Here is a 23662-nt window from a genome sequence, read left to right on the forward strand (position 1 = left end):
GCCGGAAAAGATTTACCAATGCGATTTCCTTTCTTGTTCACCACCTTGATCGTGGGCGCGCTGGTGGCCTGTACTACCAACTCCCCCGCGCCGATTCCAAGTGCTGACAGCGAAAATATCCGTGTGCACGTAAAGTATCTGGCCTCGGACGCCCTCGCTGGCCGGGACACCGGCTCCCGCGGATACCGCGAGGCCGCTGACTACGTGGCCCGGGAATTCGAGCGCATGGGGTTGCAACCCGCCGGCGAACAGGGCTACCTGCAACAAGTGCCGTTGGTCAAGGCGAGTTGGGGCGGACATGTACCCACCTTGGTACTACAGGGGCGCGACGGCGATATCACTTTCCACTTTGGAGAGGACTTTGTGGCTTCGCCGCCTACTCACAGCGAGAGCACAGCGACCGCTGCCGGCCTGGTGTTTGTGGGATTCGGTATACAAGCACCTGAGTATGGTATTGATGACTACAAAGATCTGGATGTGGAAGGCAAGATTGTGGTTCTGCTCTCGGGGCGACCGCAAAAGCTGCCGAACGAAGTCGGCGCCCACTATGCATCTTCGCGCACCAAGCGTGAGACGGCTGCCCGTCACGGCGCCGTGGGTTATATCACTCTGAACACGCCTCAACGCGAACAGCGCTGGTCTTTCAAGCGCTCGCTCGAGCACCTGGACGACGACAACCTCGACTGGCTGGGCGACAAAGGTGTACCCGGCAATAGCCTTCCCGGAGTGCATCCCGGCGTGTTGATGGATATAGGCCCCGCACGTCAGCTTTTCGTAGGTGCCGAGCGCAGTCTCGATGCTATTTTTACCGAAATGGAAAATGGCTTGGTACCCCGGGGGTTCCCGCTACCTTACCGGGCAAAAATGACCAGTGGATCGACTCATGCAATGATTGACAGCCCCAACGTGGTTGCACTGCTGCCTGGCTCCGATCCGCAGCTTAAAAACGAATACGTGGTCTTTTCCGCGCACCTGGATCATATCGGTGTGGACAAAAATGGTGCTATCCACAACGGTGCCCAAGATAATGCCGCCGGTATTGCTGTCATGCTGGAAACCGCGCGCTTGTTTGCCGAGTCCGGCCGCGCGCCGCGCCGCTCACTACTATTTGTTGCGGTGACCGGTGAGGAAAAAGGCCTGTTGGGCTCCGATTACTTTGCCCATCACCCGCCAGTGCCGACCCATGCGATTGTGGCAAACCTCAATTTGGATATGCCGATGTTGTTGTACCCCTTCAAGGACATCATCGCCTTCGGCGCCGAGCACTCCACTCTCGGCAGGACTGCTGCGCGCGCCGCAGAAAACGCCGGCCTGAAACTAAGCCCGGACCCAATGCCGGAACAAGTGATCTTCGTCCGTAGCGACCACTATAACTTCGTACGCCAGGGTATACCGGCAATCTATCTGATCAGCGGCCGCGAAGCGCGGGACCCGGAGGTTGACGGTACACAAATGCAAACCACCTTTCTAAAGGAGCGTTACCACCGCGCAAGCGATGAGGCCGACGAACAAATCAGCTATACCGCCGCCAAGCAATTTACTGAAGTGAACTACGCTATTGCACGGGAAGTAGCGGATGCGGACGAAAAACCGCACTGGTATAGCGGGGATTTTTTTGGGGAGTTGTATAAGCGGTAAAAAGCGATTTCTAGTACAGATCATCAGCTACTGCGTAAAAAAGGCCTGCTCAGCAAAGCCAAAATAGTCAATGGCGGATGCAAGAGCAGGCCTAGAACTCAAAAAGAGTTATTGGGGGTTACAATTTACCTCAGTAGTCGTAACCATCGTGACTGTTTTCCAGCGAGTAGAATGTCGCCTGGACATAGTCATCGTCATCACCGGTGTTGTTTTGGTTGTAAACACCGGCTTTGAAGTACTGATACTGGTCTTCAGTATCATAGCCACTATCACTCATATCAACTTCCTGAACGACATCTTCCTTGCCATCGCGGGAGATGGTGACAGTGAGTGTATTGCCGACAACTTTAACTTCGTAGCTGAATATTTCATTCAACGCGATACCATCGGCTGGATCAGAAGCGTCGTCGGAACGGCTTCCGATCATTTCATACCATTGATCACTACCACCATTGGGTTCGTGAGCAATGTAGATTGAGCCTTTGGTATTGTCGGGCAGTTTGCGATAGTAGATTCGCAGCGGTTCGTCATCATTGGCGTGAATCTGACCGATAATAACACGCCCTACCTGGCTGCTGTCGCCGGTGGTGGTGACATGGTTGACTGCGAGTGTTGCCCGCAATACGCCATCTACACCACCTGCAGCTTCCCGCGCTTCGGCAGGTGCACTACCAAATACCCAGTTGTTTTTATTGACACCTTGAGTATCAATACTGGTATCTCCACGGCGCAGCATTTCGCGCAATTCAGTCCGTGTATAGGAGGTGCCGCTTGAGGTTTTGTAACCATCGATCGGGCAGCGGAATACCATACCGCCATCACTTGCGGTGTAGAAGTAGCTACTATTTTCGTAGCCTCCACTCAATGCCCCTTCTTTAATGGAGTCCGCTTTCCCGTTACCGTCGTCATCGGTGGGAATACTCAGATACCAGTCTTCCAGCTCAAAATTACTTCCAGGCGGCAGAGACGGGTCTAGGTTTGAGAAGCCACCACTGCTCGAGCTTGAACTGGAGCTGGAGCTAGAGCCACCGCCAGAGCTAGAGCTGGAACTAGAGCTAGAGCTGGAACTAGAGCTAGAGCTGGAACTAGAGCTGGAGCTGGAACTGGAGCTTTCTTCTGAACCATCTCCACACCCAATTACGTCAAACTCGAGTATGCTGTTCCAGCTGTCATAGCTATTGCCACTTCCAGTAAGGCGGACGTAACGCGCAGTAGTATCGGCAACATCATAGAATTCCATATCGGAACTGGTACCAGACGACTGACCGCCGTTCAGTACTGTGGTCCAATTGATGTTGTCTATGGAAGTTTCTATATAGAAATAATTTTTGCGCTGGTCGCCGTTGTACCAAGCAATATCAACGCCTTCCACGGTCTTTTCAGTACCGAGATCAAGAGTAATCCACTTGACTCCTTGAGAAGACCAACGGGACTCATCGGCCAAACTGCCATCCAACACATTTTCTGGGCCATGTCCGTCGTTCGTGCCGTCGTCGTATGCGTCTACAATGGTGAGACTGGAAGTAGAAGCACAACTACCGGAACTAGAGACTTCCTCTAAGGAAAACTCGTCAAACCGTCCATCGCTTCCGTCGTATTCGCCGAAGATGGTTATGGTTTGAGCACTGCCGCTATTGAACTGAACAGTTTCAGCTTCCCAGTTGGAGTTGGAGACACTTTTTTCGTAGGTGCTTCCATTCGCCTCAACGCCAAGGATTCCATCGCCAAGGATGTAAGCAGTTAACTCATAGTCAGTGTAGGGCTGAACAGCAACGTTTTGCTCAAAGCGTCCGTTACTGCCATTGACTTTAGCCGATTTGCTGCCTTTGTAAGAGATATCTGAAATAGCCGATGCACCGCTTGAAGACCAGTTATCCCAATCGTTTTCAAAACCGGCATTTTCAATAGAAGTGCTAGAGCTGGATATTTTCTCTAGCGCAAAGTCGTCAAATCGGACATCACCATCAGTATAGGCACCGAAAACGGTAATTGTCTGAGAGCTGCCGGTGTTGAACTCTACAGTTACAAGCTCCCAGTCTGAGTTGGAAACTTCCTTGCTGTATACATTTCCGTTTGACTCAACTCCGACAGAGCCTTCGCCAAACACATAAACAGTGAGGCGATAGTTAGAGTTAGCGTCTACAGTTACTTCTTGCTCGAAGTAACCGTTGCTGCCATTAATTTTTGCCGATTTACTGCCACTATAGGCTATATCGGAAATAGCGGAAGACCCGCTAGAAGTCCAGCTATCCCAGCCGTTTTCGAAGCTGGAATTTTGGATAGATGCATGGGCATGGGCCATGCATAAGCTAAACAAAGCTGCACAGCTTATCGTCGTTGCTGGTGTATATTTTGAGTTTTTCATCAAACCCTCTTCTCTATTTTATGGTTGAGATTTTCTGTCACAGATACCGCATCGTGACAGATTATTTGGGTTGCAAAACTTCTATCACCACTAGAAGAACAGCAACAACCCAATAACGATGGCTGAGATAATTATCGAAATTTCTGATACCGATAAATATCAGCCAAAATCTAGGTAATCTATTGCTTTTTCTGTACAGTTAATAATCGCGCACAAAATTGATGCACGCGGATTTTGGAAAGCAGTTTTTGTGAAAGTGTTAGGCATATATCAATAGGAAAATATATTTGAACACCCGCTAACTATTCGACGTTGTCGTTCAGACACATTGTTGTTGGGGGAAAATCATCGAGGGAGTCTCCGATTAACTCTAAAGAGTGCTGAAAGCACTCAGGAAATGGGATAGATTTTTCGAAAACGCACAACAGGTCCTAGTAGCATCCTCCGGATGCTCCCCTTAATCGGATGATTTCGAAAGATCTATCCCATAACCAGATCTTTAATTCCGTTTGATGCCAGGAGATGAATTAAGCAGAGATTCCTCTGTTTTCAGTTAAAGTACTTGTGAATTACTATGTCTGATGCTGAAAATATCGATTGAACGACAAATAAAACTTGATTAACTTTTCCACGCTTATATTCCCGTAATAGGATTTATATTTATCAATAGGTAAAGGTTCCAATCATTTGAAAAATGATTGGAGGATTCTGCTCATTTGTGATCACGCTTATCCGGACTGTGCGCTTATCAATGCATTAGTAGGCAGCAAAGCAACGCTGTATGATATTGCCGCGCCCCAAAAAAAAGCATTCATTGCAGGTAAAATTCAACTGATATTCATTTTTCCTGAAAAAAATACGAGTTAATTATCAGTCGGTAAAAATGAAGCAAGATATGGTTTGGACCGCATATTTTTGTTGGCTCATGACAACTAGAATGTTTCTTATCTATATCTGATTCTGTGCGCCTTTGATAGAGTCTAATTTCTGTTTTGCCAACCATTTCTCTATCTCTTCTCGCTCATAGAGAAAAATTTTTCACAATTTTCACATTTTTAAATAATTCCAATTTTCATGTTTTGTAGCTGATTTAAAGTGAAATTTTGATGTCTTATATGACCGATAATTCACGGTTTTTCTTGCGTCAAGTTGCTCAAATTTTTCAGAAAAAGATGTAACGAATTCGGTCTACCAGTATGTGTTATACGCAGAGGGCTAATCGGCATAGAGATGTAATAATTTGTCCGGTTTTTTGTGTTTCATTCCCATTTCCGAAGAATTGATGCCCCAATTTAAAGCAATGCATCCTTCAGGCAGAAGCATGAATGCAGGCGGTCATTGAATAATTCACAGAGGAAGTGCAGTGGGTTTTCTGACGCGTAACTGAAGGGGTAGGATTCTCATCCGAAGTCAGAGAATTTAACCAGTAAGGAAGTGGATTAACCAGAGGTTCCATTGATAGAGAGCGTATCCCCCATATGACAGGGAGGTAAAAGCAGGGATTTCCTTGCTCTATGGTCCATACATATAGATAGCCAAAGCTCTAATGACAAAGTAGTCCAGTAGGAGAAAGCAGCCGTATGGAGAAGTATTTGTATCTGCAGAAGAAAGTGTGGATGACTGATAAAGCAACAATTTGCTTATTTTATGAATCCGATACGGTTGTCCGTCATCTTTGAGAAGGCTCGATGCCCAAAAATGGCCCACGCTGTTACAAATATTAAATTAATTCCTTGTGACAGCGCAGGCCGCGATGCGATCGCTAAGTTAAGGTTGCCCTAGTTAAATCAGTAGGGATAGCCGTCGTGACTATTTTCCAGAGCGTAAAATGTCGCCTGGACATAGTCATCGTCATCGCCTGTATTATTTTGGTTATACACACCGGCCTTGAAGTATTGGTATTGATCCGAGCTATCGTAGCCGCTATCACTCATGTCGACACTCTTAACGACATCGTCTTTGCCATCGCGAGAAATGGTGACGGTGAGCGTATTACCTACCACTTTAATTTCATAACTGAACACTTCGTTCAACGCGATACCATCAGCGGGATCCGAGGCACTGCTGGAGCGGCTGCCGATCATTTCATACCACTGATCGCTGCCACCTTCAGGCTCATGGGCAAAATAGATCGAGCCCTTAGAGTTACCCGGCAACTTGCGGTAGTAGAGGCGCAGCGGTTCGTCATCATTAGCGTGTATCTGCCCGATGATAACGCGACCGACCTGACTGCTGTCACCTGTGGTGGTAACGTGGTTGACTGCTAGCGTCGCGCGCAAAACACCATCCACGCCACCGGCTGCGTTACGGGCGGATGAAGGTGCACTACCAAATACCCAGTTGTTTTTGTTGACGCCCTGGGTATCGATACTGGTATCGCCCCGGCGCAGCATTTCCCGTAGTTCGGTACGGGTGTAAGAGGTGTTGGTGGAGGTCTTATAGCCAGCGATGGGGCAACGGAATACCATGCCGCCGTCACTTGCAGTGTAGAAATAACTGCTGTTCTCGTATCCGCCGCTCAACTCGTTTTCCTTGATGGAGTCGGCTTTACCGTTGCCATCGTTATCGGTGGGAATGCTCAAGTACCAATCCACCAGCTCGAAGTTGCCGGACGGCGGCAGAGTCGGGTCGAGGTTTCCGCTACCACTAGAGCTTCCGCCTGAGCTGCCGCCAGAACTGGAACCGCCGCCAGAACTGGAACCGCCGCCGGAGCTGGAACCTCCATCTGAGCCATCGCCGCAACCGATAACATCGAACTCGAGGATGCTGTTCCAGCTATTGGCGCTGTTGCCGGTGCCAGTGAGGCGCACATAGCGGGCTTCGATATTGGAAACATCATAGTGCTCCATGTCGGCGCTGGTACCACTGGACTGACCGCCGCTCAACACAGTGGTCCAGTTGCTGTTGTCAGTGGAGGTTTCAATATAGAAATAGCTGATACGCTGGTCACCCTTGTACCAAGCGATATCCACTCCTTCCACATTTTTTACGCTACCGAGATCGAGAGTTATCCACTTCACTCCTTCGGATGACCAGCGGGATTCATCCGCGAGGCTGCCGTCCAGTACATTAGCGGGGCCGTGACCATCATTAGTGCCGTCGTCGTATGCTGCGGAAACGGAAAGATTGCTACCAGACTGGCAGCTTCCGGAGTCACCCAACGCCTCGAGAGTAAAATTATCAAACCGGCCTTCACCACCATTATAGGCCCCAAACACAGTGACGCTTTGCGCGCTACCACTGTTAAACTCCACATTGACCGCCTGCCAGTTTGAACTGGAAACATCCGCATCATAGGTAGTGCCGTTTACGACAGCGCCCACAGTTCCATCGCCATTGACATAAGCGGTTAGCCGATAATTAGTTCCGGTCTGGACGGATACCTGTTGCTCAAAGCGGCCGCCACTGCCGGTGATTTTGGCAGATTTGCTCCCACTATAGGCAACGCCGGAAATTGCGGATGGGTCTGAATCCGTCCAATTATCCCAGTCACTTTCAAACCCGGGATTTTGAATGGAAGCATTGGCGGCGGCCATGTAAACACTCAAGAAAGCCGCGCAACCGATCGTCATCGCTGGGGTTGCTTTAAAGCGTTTCATAAAACCCTCATTTTTTCATTGTTTTGAGGTGAGTTTGTCTGCTACGAATAAGGCCTGCAGCAGGGTTTAATTGGGCCGCAGTAGATTCCGCTAAAACTAAAACGCGAACTGAAGCCCAGGGAAAACGGCTGATATGCTTTTCGATAAAGCAGACCTCGAAAGCTTTCAGCCGTTATTCGAAAAGCCAGATTCAGAACCGGGCACGAAGACCGAAAGCGTAGCGGCGATCCGTTTCCATAATCTGAAATACCGTTCCGTTGGCTCCTGTGTTGATGGTCGGCTCAGCAGTGAGGTTGGTGATGTGGGCAACCAGAGTGATGTGGTCGCCAATATCATAGGTGGCGGAAAGATCCAGTTGTTGCAGATCCTCGCGGTAATCGTTGCCCAACGTCGGATCTTCTGGATCTGCACCGACGCTGACACCGAGTGGGCGTACACGCTTGGTGTCGTTATTATCTAAAAAGCGGTCTCGGAAAGTGTAAGCCAGCCGGATACCAAGCCCCTCATATTCATAGTAGAGCTGAGCATTGAAGGTATCTTTCGATATGTCCTCCAGTGGTACACCGTCCGGATCCTCACTGTCGGAGTAGGTATAGTTGGCACTCAGTCCAAGGCCGGACCAAAAGCCTGGGAGAAAATCAAAGGATTGTTGGTAACCCAGCTCGAAACCTTGAACCTTCCCTTGTTCACCATTGGTAACAAAGTCTGTTTCAATTCCCATTTCTTCAATAGGCGTGTCGGCATCGGCATATTGAATGGGACCATCGACATTCCACAGACAAATTTTTTCGTAGTCATCAGTGTTACTGAGGGTACGAACGATTTCTGGAAGATTTGCACATTCTGAAGTGGTTTTGAGAAAAGAAGCCACGTCTTTATAAAAAACCGCTGCGGAGAGCATATTGCCTTCACCCCAATAGTGCTCCGCGGAAATATCGTATTGCGTCGCCCGATAGGGCTCTAACTCTGGGTTGCCCCGGTCGGCGGCGATATAAGCGTCTCTGAATTGATAAGCCGGGCTCAATTCATTAAAGTCCGCTCGGCGCATTACCTTGCCAGCCGCAAACCGCAATAAGGTATCTTCTGATAGGTTCCAGGTGACGTTCACGCTGGGCAGGAAATCATCATAGCTAGTGCCATCTGTGACAATTTCATAGAGGCCATCAACGTTCTGATAGGCACTGGATTCGATATCAGTTTTTACATAGCGGCCGCCGATAATTGCGCGTACGTCACCAAAATCCAGATTGGCCTGCAGGTAGAAGGCTGAAGTTTCCTCCGTGATTGCAGAGAAGCCGCTTTCCATATATTCAAGGTTTTCATCGAGGTCGCCCTCGATAGCGTAATTGGTGCCTTCCAAAAGCTGCTTCACAATATTGAAAGTTGCTTCCTGATCTTGCAGTAAACCTACGTCAAAGGCACTAATTGCGGCGAGTTCGTAAGCACCACGTGTACCCGTGTGCTCGAAGGCGTCGTTAAAGTGATAAGTGGTAATAGCGGAAGGGAACAGGGCTGCAATATCCTCCATCCAGATGATATCGGGGTTTCCTTCACTGTCCAGGAGGTTTTTATAGATATTGGTCAAGCGAAACTGGCGTTGATTTTGTTCAAAATCCCGCTCTGTAAAACGGAAGCCGGTTTTTACTGCAGATACCCATTCGAGATCGAAAGGTTCTGTGTACTCGAAATCCAGCCGGAATGCGTCCTCCTGATTGGTAATATAAGTGCGGGTGTCTTCGTAGCGGCGGAACGCCTGATTTTGCTGATTGGTAAATACATATCCATCGGTGAAATCGACTACCGGAGCACTGGAAGAGCTATTTTCAAAGATAACCGGCACATACCATTCATTGGCATCGATGTGCCCGTCGCCTTCCAGCGACTGGTCGATGCCTCTGAAGCGGAACTCGGATTTCGGTTCATAGGTATCCGATTCCGCGGTGGCAAACTCAGCTGAAATCTTCAGATTTTCAGTAAAATTCCATTCACCGCCAAAGGCATGGCTGTAGGAATCCGTATTGCGGAAATTTGAGGCGGACGTCTGAATTGGTAAAACTTCCTCATAGAGAAAGTTTTGTAACTGGCCATCACTGTCTTCATAGGTCTCGCCGGGAATAGTGACCGGCGTTCCGCCAATATGAAGAATGGAGAAGGCCTCCTGATCGCCACTTCTCTCCGTTGCGTTGAGGTCGACATAGAACATGCCCTGGCCAGATGCAGGTGCCCATTGCAAGGCAACATTGAATGCGGTTCGCTCGCGGCGTTCGGTATGTGGATTGTAGGTATGCTCGCGGCCATACACATAGTTGCCACTTGGTGTGTTACTAGCTGCATCGGCGTCGTCGATAACGCCGTCGTTATTGAAGTCGACGGGGCCCACTGCCAATTGAAGGAGTGATTCGTCACGGCTCAGTGTGCGATCCTGATAGGATATCGATGCCATGGCGCCAAATGTACCGGCACTGCCCAAATCCCAGCTGTCACCGAATGAAGTGTTGAAAATCGGGGCCCAATGATCCGCTTTGTCGGCATACTCTCCCTGGATGGATACAGTTGCCAAAGGTGCGTTGAGATCCAAGGGGCGCGCAGTAACAAGGCTGATGGTTCCCCCTAAAGCACCCTCGATCATCTCCGGTGTAGGTGACTTGATAACTTCTACTTTGGAAAGAAAGTCAGCAGGAAAATCCTGAAAATTAATGCCGTTGCGGCCATCACCCAGGGTTGAGCGCCCGTTGATCTCAACGCGATTCTGCTTCAGTCCGCGGATGGATACTTCAGATCCAACGCCAAAATCCCGGTTGATCGATACGCCCGTTACCCGCTGCAGGGCTTCGGCGACGTTGTTGTCTGGAAGCTTACCTATATCCTCCGCCACCACCGCATCCACGATGCGATCTTCATTGCGCTTGGCATCCACAGCCGCTTCGAGGCTGTGCCGAATGCCCACCGCAATGACTTCTTCCATCGGAGCGTTTTCTTGCGCGGTGACAGAAGGGATGAGAGTGACACTAGATGCGGTGAGCATCAGCATGCTTATATCTCTCATCAGGCGCTGTTTATTTATTTTTATATTTTGTTTCATCTGACAGTTTCCTCCGCTGATTACAAATTATTCTTATTTGTTCACATCCTTGGGATTGACATCAGACAACCTAACCCCGGTATTTTTTCTGCTTTTACCTCCAGTTGTACCTTAACGGTGATTATTATGCAGTTAGTGTTGGAAAAGGATCATCCAGCTTCCTGCATCCCAGAAGATTCTTCGAAATCCCGCATGGCGGAAACAGGAATAATTGCCCCTTTATGGCGGATTACGACCGCTGCCAACCGGTTACCGTTTTGTGCGGATTCCAGCGTTGTGCCGCCAGAAAGTCGCCGAGCGAGATAGCCGGCATTGAAGGCGTCACCAGCTGCTGTAGTATCCACGGGGACAACCCGCTCACATGCAACTTGCTCTCTTCCGGAAGCTGCTACGATTTCACAGCCTGCCGCACCTTTCTTAAGTACGATTTCCCTAACACCAAATGACTGCAGACGGTCAATCACAGCGTCGGCGTTAGAGTCTCCAAAGAGTTGCTGTTCATCCTCCAGTGTCGGTAAAGCGATGTCTGTAAGGCGGTAGATTCTCTGGTACGCCTGCTGAGTCAAAGACTCTGCGCCCCATAGCTTGGGACGGTAGTTACCGTCGAAAATTACCTTTCCGCCAGCGCGCCGGAAGTCACCCAAAAAATTCAATAGGCATTCACGGGCATAGGGGGAAAAGATCGCAAGAGTAATGCCGGACAAATAGAGTGCGGGAAAGGTTTTAAGCTGATCGAACAAAGCTTGCGCTTCGGCGGGGTTATCGAGCAGCCTACGCGCGGGCGATTTATCCCGCCAGTACAAAAAACGACGCTCGCCGTGTTCGTCTGTTTCAATCAGATACAGTCCCGGCGCCGAATCCTTATGGCGCCGGACCAAAGCGCAGCCAATGCGTTCATGCTGCCACTGTGCGAGCATCCAATCACTGAGGTGATCGTCGCCCAGTGCAGTCACATATTCCACAGGAAAATCCTGCCGCGCCAAATACAGGGCAGTGTTTAAGGTGTCCCCGCCGAACGACAAACCGGCGGGTAGCCGGTTGCCATTCGTGGCTTTGTCGCCAGACAGGAGGTTGATTTCGAGCATGCACTCACCGAGTACAGCCAATTTATTTCCCATAGTTGTATCCGCTAAGTCGTTCCCGAACTAAACGTTCGGGAATCAGATTAGGAGAACAGCAGGCCGCCGTTGATATCTAGATTTGCGCCAGTGATAAACGAAGCTTCTTCCGATGCAAGGTAGGCCACAGCATCGGCGACCTCAGAAGCTCTGCCCTCGCGCTTCAGCGGCGTAGCGTTAGCCACATTGGTTCGCACCTCGTCTTTCGTGAAGGTGTCATGGAAAGTCGTACTGATCATGCCCGGGCACAGGGCATTGACGCGGATATTGCGCGGGCCCAGTTCTTTGGCCATTGCGCGAGTGAAGGTCATAACAGCACCTTTTGACGTGGCGTAAGCAGACGCACCCGGACCGCCACCATCGCGTCCGGCCTGAGAGGCGAGGTTGATGATAGAGCCACCGTCCATGTGCGGGACCACCGCTTTGGTGAGTAGGAAGGTGCTGTTGAGATTGAGCCCGATAACTTGATTGAAGAATGCCTCGTCCATTTCTTCCAGGGTTTTACGGGCGACCAGACCACCGGCCACGTTGACCAATATATCGATCGTGGAACCGTAAGTTTCAACGGCTTTCTGCACCAGCCGCGCGACATCGTCCTGGAGGGTCATATCACCTTGGACGATAATGGCCTCGCCGCCAGCTTGCTGAATTTCTCGCAGAGTTTCCTCGGCACTTGCACTGTTGCTGCGATAGTTGATAACAACTTTTGCTCCTTCGGCCGCCAACTTGAGGGAAACGGCTTTACCGATGTCCCGGGCTCCCCCACTGACGATTGCAACTTTGTCTTTTAAGTTCATGTGTACTCCTGCAGATTGATATACGGATAATGCTGTGTGCGCAAAATAACGATGTTGGTTATTCAGGCAGTTGGACTAAATTATTGTTATTGCTCTTTTTGCTCACCGGCTCAATTCGGCCACCAATGAAGAGAACGGAAATCAACATCAGCGGAACCAAAGATGCGCCGAGAATAAAAAATGGTGGGTAATAGGTCCCGTCATTGGTGATCACGGGCACCAGCTGAATTGCGGTGATTACGCTGATTACACCAGCCGCACCGCTGATTCCCGCCAGACTGGCAACACTTTTTCCAGAGAAGTAATCACTGGGCAACGTCTGGATATTGTTGATCGCGGCCTGAAAACCAAACAGGATAATGGTAATCAGTCCAAGAGCTAGAGCAGGAGTATTGGCTACGGTAGTAGCCAACAGTGCCGGAAGCATTAGTGCACCGCCAACGGCTACGGCGAACTTACGAGATTTATTTACAGTCCAGCCACTGCTGATCAATCGGCCGGAAAGCCAGCCACCGAACAGAGCTCCCAATGCGGCACCCACGTAGGGGATCCATGCGGAAGCACCGATAGCTTTTACATCGAAACCGAATTTATCGTTGAGGTATAGCGGCAACCAGGCGACAAACAACCACCAGATCGGCTCTATAAAAAAGCGAGCGCCTATGACACTCCAGCTCTGCCGGTGTGATAGAAGTTCAAAAAAAGTCGGCACATATTCTTCTTCATCATCGCTGCGAGCGGCGATTTGCCCGGAGAGAATCAGCTCGCGCTCTTCGGGGGTAATCCAAGGATGCGCATCGGGACCACTTTTGTAGATAATCAACCAGGGAACCAGCCAGATGAAACCGAATAGTGCGATCACCACAAAGGTGGCTTGCCAACCCAGGAACGCATATAGAAATGCGACAAGCGGAGGAGCAATAATGCTGCCTGCAGAGGCGCCGGCGCCGAAGATTCCCTGGGCCAAGGCCCGTTCCCGCGACGGAAACCATTCAGCATTGGCCTTAGTTGCTCCCGGCCAGTTGCCAGCTTCACTAAAGCCAAGTAGGACCCTGAACACGCTAAAAGACGCAACTGATGTGGCGAGAGCGTGCAGTGCAATGGATATCGACCAGACGACAATGGATAACATAAAGCCGATCCGCGTACCCACGGCATCGAATATACGTCCGAAAACCGCTTGTCCAACGGCATAGGCAACAAGAAAAACGCTCATGATGTTGGCGTAATCATGACTGTCCATGCCGAGGTCGTCGGAAATTCCGGGCCACATCACTGAAATGGCTGTCCGATCGATGTAGTTGATAATGGTAGCGATGGCCACCAGGGACACTATGGTCCAACGTAGGTTTTTCATTATTGTTTTTCCCGTTTACGCTTTGAGAAAATCCTCTCGATGAGGGGTAAATGTATCGATCAAGACACCGGCCTTTCTGCAGACAGCGCCGTGCTCCAGATGCGGCGCTATATAAAAGCTGTCACCCGCACGAAGAATCTGCTTTTGCCCGTCAATCTGTACTTCAAATTCGCCACTCTCTACATAAGTCACCTGAGTGTGGGGATGTTTATGGACATACCCGATGCTGCCCTCTTCGAACCAAACTTTGACCACCATCAGGTTATCGTCGTACCCGAGGATCTGACGCTTTACACCGCCACCAAGATCCTCGACCTCTATTTTTTCCGATAAAACAAACGCATCGCTCGCCGGCATAGAACCTCCAGTCAATTCTCTCTGTCGCTTATCGAGAATAATTCCGCACGTCCGCGGAAGGTGTATTGATTGCCATCGAAATCAAAATGACTGACCGATTTATCGGTGATCCCAGCAGCGTCGTTAAATGCCAGAAGTTGTGTGCTGCCGTCTTTAAGTGCAATCGAAAGTAATTGCAATGTGCCTTCGCGCTTGTGCGTGATTCCTACAATCTGACTTTCGGATTGGGCGGTAAACTCACGGGCTGGATCGTACTCACCATGGGGTTCAAGCACGCCGACGAATGTGTGCGCGCGAGCGTTGGCGCGTCTAGTGAGGAATGCTTTTTCCGAGCGCAGATTGAAATTCGGATCGTTAGCGCCCAACTCGGTAAACAGGATTTCTATATCACCGTCGACCAGACTGGAATAAGTGTAAAAACGTCCGTTGTCATTTAGCCATGTAATCTGTGCAAGACCCTGCTCAGGCTCACCACGACCTCTCAGCCAGAGGTGCTGGTAGCCATTTTTGCTTCCCAGCGCTGATATTTTGTCGGTGTATGCATACAGATTGAAATTGGTATCGATCAGCTGCCCGTTGTAGTGTAGCGGGAGGTCCAGCTGGTGTTTTCTGTCTGCTTGCACATCGAATAGGTCGATCGCGAAGCTCTTTTGATGATCCGGAGTTTGCACCAGAGCCATAGTGCGTTTGAGTGTCACGCCAGGGTAGGCGCTGTCTATGGCGGCGGAGCTTATCTTGACATTATCCCCAGCGTGGAAAAACAGAAGTTCCGGGTGTTTCTGATTGGCAATTTTCAGATTGCCATCGAAATGAGAGCGTTCATCAATGACCAGCGTATTGTGGGCAATGGTTTGTTTCGCGTAGCTTTCGTTTTCGGGCAGATAGCGGCCGCCGTTTTTTGCCTCCACATTGAGAAAACGCGCGGCGCCGTAATCAGTGACCACCTCTGCGCCTGAGTCATAGAATTGCCAGCTCAGTTTGTCGAAGTGGCCGTGACCCATTCCCTGAGCGGTGGGCTTGAAGACCAGGGCCTGATCATCCGGTGCCTGTTGTCGCAGAACCACCAGGGCACCCTGATCGCCTTTCGCACCGTCACGGAACACCCAGGATGTAAAGGGATAGGCGGTTTGTTTGTTTGCATCCAGGTCTTGGGCTACCTTCAGCCCATCGCCAGTCAACAGTGTCTCTCCCTGGCGGCGGGCAATATCCAACAGCCGTGCATCACCGGTTTTTCCATAGGAGATGGCTACACCTAAAACGAGTTCCGGTGTATCTATCCCTTTGTTTTTTATCGCGTCATTGATGGGGAAAAAGCGACCGTTGTAACTGAGCTGAATGGTGCTATCCACCGCCTTCAGGAGTATTCGATCGCGATAGCCAAAGATATCCCGTTCCGGCTGATTGTTGTCTATGGCCTTGGCGAAAGTAACGAACGGCATCAGCGCATAGCGCTGGTAATAGGGGCCTTCCGTGTAGTATCCATCGGGTGAAAACAGTTCGGCCAGTTGCCGTAGAAAGCCGCCTTTACCGGATTTGTCGAGGCCCAGCAAGGCTTTCTCTACCCACTCTGGTTCATCGAGCACATAGCCAGTCATGCCCACGGCTGCGGTAAGCCAGGTCCCATGATTGTGGACTTTATTAAAAGTTGCCGGGGACTCTTCCGATAGAAATCTCGCCACTGGGCGCAGAACGCCATTTTCAATTTTGCGGGCGTCTTCTTTACTGAGTGAGGGCCGGATCAAATCGTATGCCTGTATGGTGTAAACCAGCCACACAGCTTCATTTAGGCTCTGCCAAAACAGTTTACCGGGGTTTTTCGCTCCGGGACGGCGCTTGGGATGCAGCGGCAGATCGGGATACATTTTCGCGTAGGCGAGCAGCATGTCCCTTACCCGGTCGGCGTAGCGTCTTTCCCCGGTGATTTGGTAAAGCACGCCGGCATCGTACATCAGCCGGTAGTTTTTTTTGTGCTGTTCATGGCTGTAGCCGCCACCGGCATCTGTTGGCAAGGGTACGGAAAAAGGTTCGGTTAGAAACGCGTCCACGTCTGCTTTGACAGCAAGAAACGCGGTGCGGAAACGCCCAGGCTGAGAGACTGCACCCTGCATAGCGTCTACATCTGCGGCATTGATCACCAAGTTTGGTGATGTGGCAGACGCAGCCAGGGGGCTCCAGGTCATTGCCACCAGACAGAAAGCACCGGCGATGCCTGCTGTTAATGCTGACAGCGCAAATGTTTTTGGTGTATGAACAGTCGATTTACCAAGAGTCATCACTACTTCACCTGGTTGTTGGCAAGAATGGCTGTATGGGGCCCTTGCGCTACTAATTCTTTAATACGCGGCATTGGTGAAGAGTGGAACTGATTGTCGGCGATACGCGTAATGGGTTCGCCTACCGTGTGTTCGACCAAGATACCTAGGCTATCGGTAAACACATTATCTTGGATATCGGTGACCTGAACACCGTGAAGATAGAGCAGGGCGGCAGTCTTGTTACGCTTGCCCTTGCCAGAGTTCGTAATATTGTTTTTGGAAAAATTTAAATGTGGCCCAAAGGTGCTTTCATCAGTGCCGCCGCGATACAGCTTCAACAGAGCACCGTTGACGTCAGTGAATGTATTACCCGTAACACGTACGTATTCGGCGTTATAGATACCGAGGTCGTCTTGTTCTTTGTCCAGCCGGATGAGATCTCCGCTGATATTGCGGAACTCACTGTTTTCGATCACAAATTCAGTGGCGAAGGCGCGGCTGCCGGAATCAAAGAAATGGTAGGAGTGATTTACATCGAGATCTTCCACCACACTGTTTTTTAACGAGAAGCGGTAGTTTCTCAACATGCCCCATTTTGCGGTACGGATCAGTGTATTGCCAGCAGCGTCGGGGCTGGCGGATCCGGACAGCGTCAGGCCTTCCAGTGCCAGGCTGCCGCCATTGTGTATTTCGAACAACGTTGGCCTTTCGCCACGGATAATTACCTTGTCAGGACCTTTGCCCAGGATGCGCAAGACTTTGTCAATTTCCAACCGTTTGCGCGCTATATAGGTTCCGGGTTGAAGTTCCAGGGTATCGCCGTCGTGGGCATTTTGAATGGCATTGAACAGCGCGTCCTCTCCGGGTTTTACTTCAATCGTTTTGCCGCTGCCAAATGCGATTACAGGGTCAGTTTTAGGGTACCAGTTAACGCCGGTATCCTCTTTGCGGGTAGGCTGAAGGTCCGGACTTACGCCTTTATTCGATAGCTTGCTATCGACGGGATAAAGCAAACCGTTGTCGGCCCGGTGCAGCTTACCTAGGCCGGTATTGATCCCACCGGATAAGTGTTTGTCCTTGAATCCGTTAGAGACATTTCCGGAAAACCGAATACCGGAAATATCATCGAAAACGGAAAATGGTGAGCGACGGTTCGCACTGTAAAATATATTGTCTGCTACGCGTGAATCTTTGGGAACGGCACTGCGCTCTGTGTCGCTACCGGCAGCGAGATGTATATGCTCTACATTGATAAAGCTGTTATTTTCGATTTTGGCATTAACAACTTGGTGATAACGGTTAATGGGGGAGTTGGGGACACCGTTCATTATGGTTAACCCGCTTCCAAACCGATAACCTTTGAGCCCTTCGAGGTAGTTGTTGCGCACGGTCTGATCGCGATTAATAACGCGAATACCGCCGGTGTGGTCAACGTCATTACCCCAGAAAACGTTGCCTTCGATCAGATTTCCATTTCCGTGCCGCAGCGTCAGGGTGCCGCGTGACTCGTAGAAAGTGTTGTTACGTATTGTGTTTTTACCGGATTTGACCGAGATAATTTCCACCTCTCCGTCGCAGCGGTCGAAGTAGTTATTTTCAACGACTGTGAAAGAATCTGTGAGAGAGTAATGGCTGGTGCCGATACGCAGAGTTTCTCCGCCGTTAGAGCCGAGGATGGGGCGGGGGCCGAAATAGTTATGATCGATGCGGTGGTAATTTTCCCGGCTTGCTTCACTGTCCAGCCGCACAGCGACGGTCACGCCCTTGTTATGTTTTCCCGACAAGTGGCTGTGATCGAGGCGGTTATGCTTGCCGTAAAGGGTCACCCAGTAATCCGTTTCCATCCGGTCAGGTTTGCTGAAATTGTCGATCACCACCTGGGTGACGCGGGAGTGGTTCGCCAGCCGCTCCCGATTCTGCCGAAACGCGATGACTTCACCACTTGGCGAGTAGCCATCTTTAAAGACAAGGCCTGACACCTGTAAATATTCGCCGGCGAGCCGCAGATTGGACTGGCCCGCCAGAATCACTTTTCCGCTGTCTTCCGCCCGCAAGGTGATTGGGTGTTTTTCTGTACCCTCACCGGTAAACAGTATTTCAAAATCCCTCCAAACGCCGTTGGCCAGAACAATAGTGTCTCCCGGCGTTAGGTTTTTGGCCGCGCGAGCGTATTCCCGCTGTGTTTTGACCAGGTATTCCTCCGCATACGCGGGTGCAGTGGGCACGAGGGCGGAGTGGCCGATAAGGAGCGCACTCGAAATGAACAATCTGAGGGGAGCCGGAGTTTGCATAGTCACCTGAAAATTATTTTTGTCCTGTGTTTATGTGGCTATACGCAGTGCACAACCATTTTCTCAATCATCGCGGGCCGTGAGGCTAAACGGCAGACTAAATTGGACAGAATTTATTGTCAACCAATCTGGCAGACCAAAGGAAGCCGCTTAAGCGCGGCTAAGCGACGATAAAACGCACTATATTGGTGCGAGCAGGCTAAAAAATAAGCAGAGGTCAGTCCATTATGGGGATTTTGTGTGAAAATTGGTTGACTATCCGGTTTATGGGTGACAAGTTTTCAACCCAAGGACACCTTACAAACATCTGGATTGGTGACAGTGGTCAACAAACTGGTATGAAGGGTGTGCTTTCGTGTGAAGATGGGCGCCAGATCCGGCGCCTGATACTATAAACAAAAAACGCAGACTTCCTTGGAGGTACTGATGCGTAATAATAATAAATACGCAAAAGATGTACTGGCGATTGAGAGAAACTTCAAAAAATCCATTCTCGTGACCGCAATTGCCGCGGTTCCCTATATGAGTGCTGCACAAGCGCAGGAAGCGGCGAAGGAATTGGAAGAGGTCGTGGTGGAGGGATCGAGGGCCACGATTCAGAGCACTATCGACATCAAACGCAATTCCACCACCATCGTCGATGGTCTTTCCGCGACGGAAATTGGTGAGTTGCCCGCTCTGTCTATTGGTGAGGCTCTCGAATCCGTTACCGGTGCCGCTTCCCACCGGGAAAACGGGGGCGCAACGGAAATTTCCATCCGCGGGCTGGGTCCTTATCTGAGTGCGACCACCTTCAACGGACGCGAAGCCACCAACGGCAGTGGCGACCGCTCGGTTAACTTTTCCCAGTTTCCGTCCGAGTTAATGAACAAGGTGGCGATCTACAAGACGCAAGACGCAAGCCTTGTGGAAGGTGGTGTGGCCGGTGTTATCGCCCTGGAAACCCTGAAGCCGCTCGACTACGGAGAGCGCAGAATCCAGTTCGATACCAAGGCCAACTACAACCCCAACCAGTCCAATATCGACGACCCAATGGCTGATGATCTGGGCTTCCGGGGCACGGCCAGTTATGTGGATCAATTCGAGTTCGACAATGGCATGGCGCTCGGGGTATCCCTGGGATATCAAAAGAGCGATATTTCCCAGCCAGAGTCGGAAATGCGTTCTTCCAGCCCTTCAGGAACCTCTCTGTACGCGTGTATCAACGATCCGTCAGTGACCAACGAGGGCTTTTATCGCAGCAGCGCCGGCGACTGTGAAGATCAGGTCGGTGGCAGCAGTAACCAGGGGTATAACACTACGGTTGATCCTGAGACCGGAAAAGCCGTCAGCGATGGCCTCGACTACGCCTTTGCTCCAAGCTCCAACGGCTATCGCCAAAACGATACCTCTGACGAGCGCGATGCCATCTTTGTGGCATTGCAATTCCAGCCCAACGATAAAACGGATATTAACTTCGACCTGCAGCAGTCAGAGCGGGTACAGTCCGAACAGCGCCACGATTTGAACTTTGCCAATATGAAACGGGTCACCCCGGGTGTTACCGGCCCCTCGCTGGTAACCACAGACAGCGGCGCTGTTCTGGAGTGGGCTGGCGAGACGGCAATTGAGTCCAATAGCGAAGTCTATTCCCGCACTGAGGAATACTTCGGCTACGGCCTCAATGTCGCCTATGATTTTACCGATAACTTTACCGTCTCTGCAGATTACTCCTTCTCCGAGACAACCAGGGATGAATTGCAGATCTCCGTGCGCACCCAGTCGGACAACGAGGATGTTGCCGGGGATAGTACCGTGGCGGGTTATCGTCCTCTGGTGAGTTGGGATATGGATTCCGGTATCCGCCAGTATGTCATTAACGACTTTGACGTTACTGACCACAGTCTTTTCTCAGATGCTTATCGAGTTCGTATCGATAATGACGTTGACCGTAAGAACACCATAGAAGCGTTCCGCACGGATTTTGACTGGCGCCTGGATGGTAAGTTTATTACCGGTATTCAGGGTGGGCTGCGTTTTTCAGAGCTGGAGTACCTGGATCTCGGTTCGGACAGATATGAGTACAGCATAAGCCGCAGCTCCGCGGAGGGCGCTGCCACCATTGCGGCAATCAACGATGCTTGTGCGATTGACTTCCCGGAAAGCGATTTTATGGACGCGGAGCGGGACGGAAATCTGTTTACCGTTATCGATTCTTCCACCGGAGAAGTGATGTCCGGTACGGGTAACAGTTGGGCCACCTTCGACACCATGTGTGTGACCAACATGATTCTCGCTGCCGAAGGCGAGGAGTTTGCCTATCCAGAATTGGAGAATCAAAGCGCCGGTGTGACCGATGTGACCGAAACCACCACGGCAGCTTACGTGATGGCCACCTTCGACAGCATGCTGGCCAATAAACCCGTGTACGGTAACTTCGGTGTCCGCGTGGTGCAGACGGAAGTCGATTCAGTAGGCTACCGTACTCCTTATGAAGTGATCACCAGTGATACTGGTGCCCTGTCTATCCAGGCGGTGGAAGGGGCCGATCTCGAGAGAGTCTCCGCCGGCGGTGACTATACTGAGGTGCTGCCCAGCTTCAATATTGTCGCGGATATTCAAGAAAACGTATTGGTGCGCGGTGCAATTTACCGCGGCTTGTCGCGCCCGGACCCCAGTGATCTCGGTTACAAGCGCACTTTCAGTATCAATACCTCCGAAGACATTACTGACGTCAATGAACTGATTGATGCAGTAGAGGGGGACGGCAACCCCGATATGCAGCCGCTGACCAGCTGGAACTTTGATGCTGCGATCGAGTGGTATCCCAACGAAGACACCATGCTGGCGTTTGGCGTTTACCACAAGAAATTCCAAGGCGGCTTCGAGCAGGCCAGGGTCACGGAAAGCTTTGTGGTGGACGGTCAGAACGTAGAGGCGGACTTCACCATTACCCGGACCAATGAGGATACAACAGACCTCACTGGTTTCGAGGTTACCGGTACGCACCGCTTCTCATACTTGCCCGGCTACCTGAGCGGCCTCGGTGTCAAAATGAGCTACAACTACGCCGATTCCGACTTCGAGTTTGAGGATAGCAATTACGGCAGCATCACCATTCTGGCTCAGGACGGTTCCGTATATTCCCAGACTCAAGGCATCATCGAGCCGGGCAATGTACCGGGCTTTTCCGAGCATGTATTCTCCGGTCAGCTCTACTACCAAATCGGCAAACTGGACACCAGCCTGATTTATAAGTACCGGAGCGAATACTTCCAGCCGTACACCAGCAATGGTACCCGCTTGCGTTACATCGGTGACGTGGGTGTTTGGGAGGCGCGCGCTTCCTATCGCATCAACGACAACCTGAAGTTGAGCCTGGAAGCCATCAACCTGTTTGATGAACCCAAAGAGCAGTACTTCTATGTAGATGATTATCTGGGTGAATTGAACAGTTACGGCCCGCGGATCTTTATGGGACTGCAGGCGCGCTTCTAACAGACGCTGTACGTATGGCACATGGGGCCGGCAGAGATTGCCGGTACCCGGTTCCGGTGATGTCATGTGCGCGCCGGTTCCGGGCTTCCGCCGGCGCTGCCAGGCCCCACCTCTCTTGAAAAAGACGCTTGTTGTCAATTGCTTAACAGAATGGCGTTATCAAATAGCGGCCAAACTGTTTTTTACGGAGGGTAAACCTTCAAGATTTCCATTGACGCTTCTCCACCGGCGTATTTTGCCCGCCGGAAAGTAGCTTGCCCGCTTTGCGCGGGCTTTTTTGTTGATACGCTCCGTGCCCGGCTTAGATCTGTCGAGGAATTTCCGATTATTGGGAGTGGCGGGCTATGGCCCTGGACAATGGGTTAAACTTTCCAAGAGCGAACGGCTACGGCCATTTATGCGACGGTTGCGCAGTGTCCCGGCATCATCTGTACGCCTGGCCTGAGTGGTGCAAAGCCCGCTGCTACTCCCGCGTGAATAAATTAGGGGATTCTTAATCGCCGAGGCGCTCGATGGAAAAGCGCTTGCGCCGTTCGTACACTTCGCGCCGGACCACCTCAACGGCCTTGGCCTCGGTCGCCTCGTGCAGCGCATTAATGGTGCGGGAAAAGTGGCGCCGCATCGCTTGGCGAGCAGCTTGGGGATCGCGGTTCTCCAGTGCCTGCAAGATCGCCTTGTGTTCGGCGAGGCGTTTCTGGCCGTCTTTTTTACACACGGATTTGTGTACCGCCAGGATATCAGGGGAGTGCTCTTGAATATTCCACAGTTTGTAAATAGTGCTCATCAAGACGCGGTTATTGGTGGCTTTGGATATCGCTTCGTGGAACTTTCTGTCCGCGCGCTCTGAAGTGAGATTGCCCGCCTCGTTCTCCCGGACCATATCCCGATAGGCATCACGCACTTCTTCCAGTTGTTCCTCGGTGATAATGGAGGCCGCCAGCGCCGCGGTTTCCCCTTCGACAAGCACCCGCGCCTCAGTTAGTTCGAAAGGGCTGAACTCCTCGGCATCATGGAAGGTGCTGACCGGTTTAGTCACGTAAACCCCGGCACCGGTGCGGACGACAACCCGCCCCATGACTTCCAGTGCAATGATCGCCTCCCGGATACTGGGGCGGCTCACGTCAAACATTTCCGACAGTTCCCGTTCGGAGGGGAGGCGCACACCGGGGGGGTATTCACCGCTGTCCAGCAGTGCCAGCATTTTTTCAACTACTTGCTGGTAAATACGGCGGCCATTGCCAATCGGTGCGGTTTTCATAAGTTCAATCCGGCCAAGTGCATGGGTAGACGGTTAAGTACCACTGCGCCAAAGTGTTGGAGGCTGAC

The 23662-nt window shown here is 51.0% G+C and carries 12 protein-coding genes; 2 read left to right on the forward strand and 10 right to left on the reverse strand.

The features are described 5' to 3' along the window. The first annotated feature begins 18 nt into the window (after positions 1-18). Positions 19-1638 (forward strand): M28 family metallopeptidase, encoded by a 1620-nt coding sequence (locus A3224_RS00380; RefSeq protein WP_067149981.1) that lies wholly within the window; start codon positions 19-21, stop codon positions 1636-1638. Positions 1639-1768: 130 nt separating this feature from the next. Here A3224_RS00380 and A3224_RS00385 read toward each other — a convergent pair whose 3' ends face one another. The 9 genes from A3224_RS00385 to A3224_RS00430 form a co-directional block, all read right to left on the reverse strand. Further along, positions 1769-4003: a polysaccharide lyase family 7 protein gene (locus tag A3224_RS00385; protein ID WP_231902422.1), complete on the reverse strand. Its 2235-nt coding sequence runs from the start codon at positions 4001-4003 to the stop codon at positions 1769-1771. Between the two features lie 1787 nt (positions 4004-5790). Continuing rightward, a complete protein-coding gene (locus A3224_RS00395) occupies positions 5791-7602 on the reverse strand; it encodes a polysaccharide lyase family 7 protein (protein WP_231902423.1) in 1812 nt (603 codons plus the stop codon). A gap of 190 nt (positions 7603-7792) precedes the next feature. Then, positions 7793-10684: a TonB-dependent receptor gene (locus A3224_RS00400; protein ID WP_067149990.1), complete on the reverse strand. Its 2892-nt coding sequence runs from the start codon at positions 10682-10684 to the stop codon at positions 7793-7795. A 149-nt stretch (positions 10685-10833) separates the two neighbouring features. Next, a complete protein-coding gene (locus A3224_RS00405; RefSeq protein WP_067149993.1) occupies positions 10834-11802 on the reverse strand; it encodes a sugar kinase in 969 nt (322 codons plus the stop codon). A 47-nt stretch (positions 11803-11849) separates the two neighbouring features. Continuing rightward, the gene (locus tag A3224_RS00410; protein ID WP_067149996.1) at positions 11850-12599 is read right to left on the reverse strand and encodes an SDR family NAD(P)-dependent oxidoreductase; all 750 of its coding nucleotides are present in this window, start codon (positions 12597-12599) and stop codon (positions 11850-11852) included. Between the two features lie 58 nt (positions 12600-12657). Next, positions 12658-13956: an MFS transporter gene (locus tag A3224_RS00415; protein ID WP_067149999.1), complete on the reverse strand. Its 1299-nt coding sequence runs from the start codon at positions 13954-13956 to the stop codon at positions 12658-12660. Positions 13957-13971: 15 nt separating this feature from the next. Then, entirely contained in the window at positions 13972-14313 is a 342-nt protein-coding gene (locus A3224_RS00420; RefSeq protein WP_067150001.1) for a cupin domain-containing protein, read from the reverse strand. A gap of 11 nt (positions 14314-14324) precedes the next feature. Further along, entirely contained in the window at positions 14325-16493 is a 2169-nt protein-coding gene (locus A3224_RS00425; RefSeq protein WP_067150005.1) for a heparinase II/III domain-containing protein, read from the reverse strand. A 95-nt stretch (positions 16494-16588) separates the two neighbouring features. Continuing rightward, on the reverse strand, positions 16589-18859 hold the full coding sequence (locus tag A3224_RS00430; protein ID WP_082817332.1) for a polysaccharide lyase 6 family protein: 2271 nt from the start codon (positions 18857-18859) through the stop codon (positions 16589-16591). 426 nt (positions 18860-19285) lie between these two features. Between A3224_RS00430 and A3224_RS00435 the strand changes: the two genes are divergently transcribed. Next, positions 19286-22336, forward strand: coding sequence for a TonB-dependent receptor (locus A3224_RS00435; protein ID WP_067157207.1), 3051 nt, complete (start codon positions 19286-19288; stop codon positions 22334-22336). 493 nt (positions 22337-22829) lie between these two features. Here A3224_RS00435 and A3224_RS00440 read toward each other — a convergent pair whose 3' ends face one another. After that, positions 22830-23594 carry a FadR/GntR family transcriptional regulator gene (locus A3224_RS00440; protein WP_067150008.1) on the reverse strand — a complete coding sequence of 255 codons (765 nt, stop codon included), beginning with the start codon at positions 23592-23594 and terminating at the stop codon, positions 22830-22832. Between the last annotated feature and the right edge of the window lie 68 nt (positions 23595-23662).

The organism is Microbulbifer thermotolerans, assembly GCF_001617625.1.
In the GTDB taxonomy this organism is placed as follows: domain Bacteria; phylum Pseudomonadota; class Gammaproteobacteria; order Pseudomonadales; family Cellvibrionaceae; genus Microbulbifer; species Microbulbifer thermotolerans.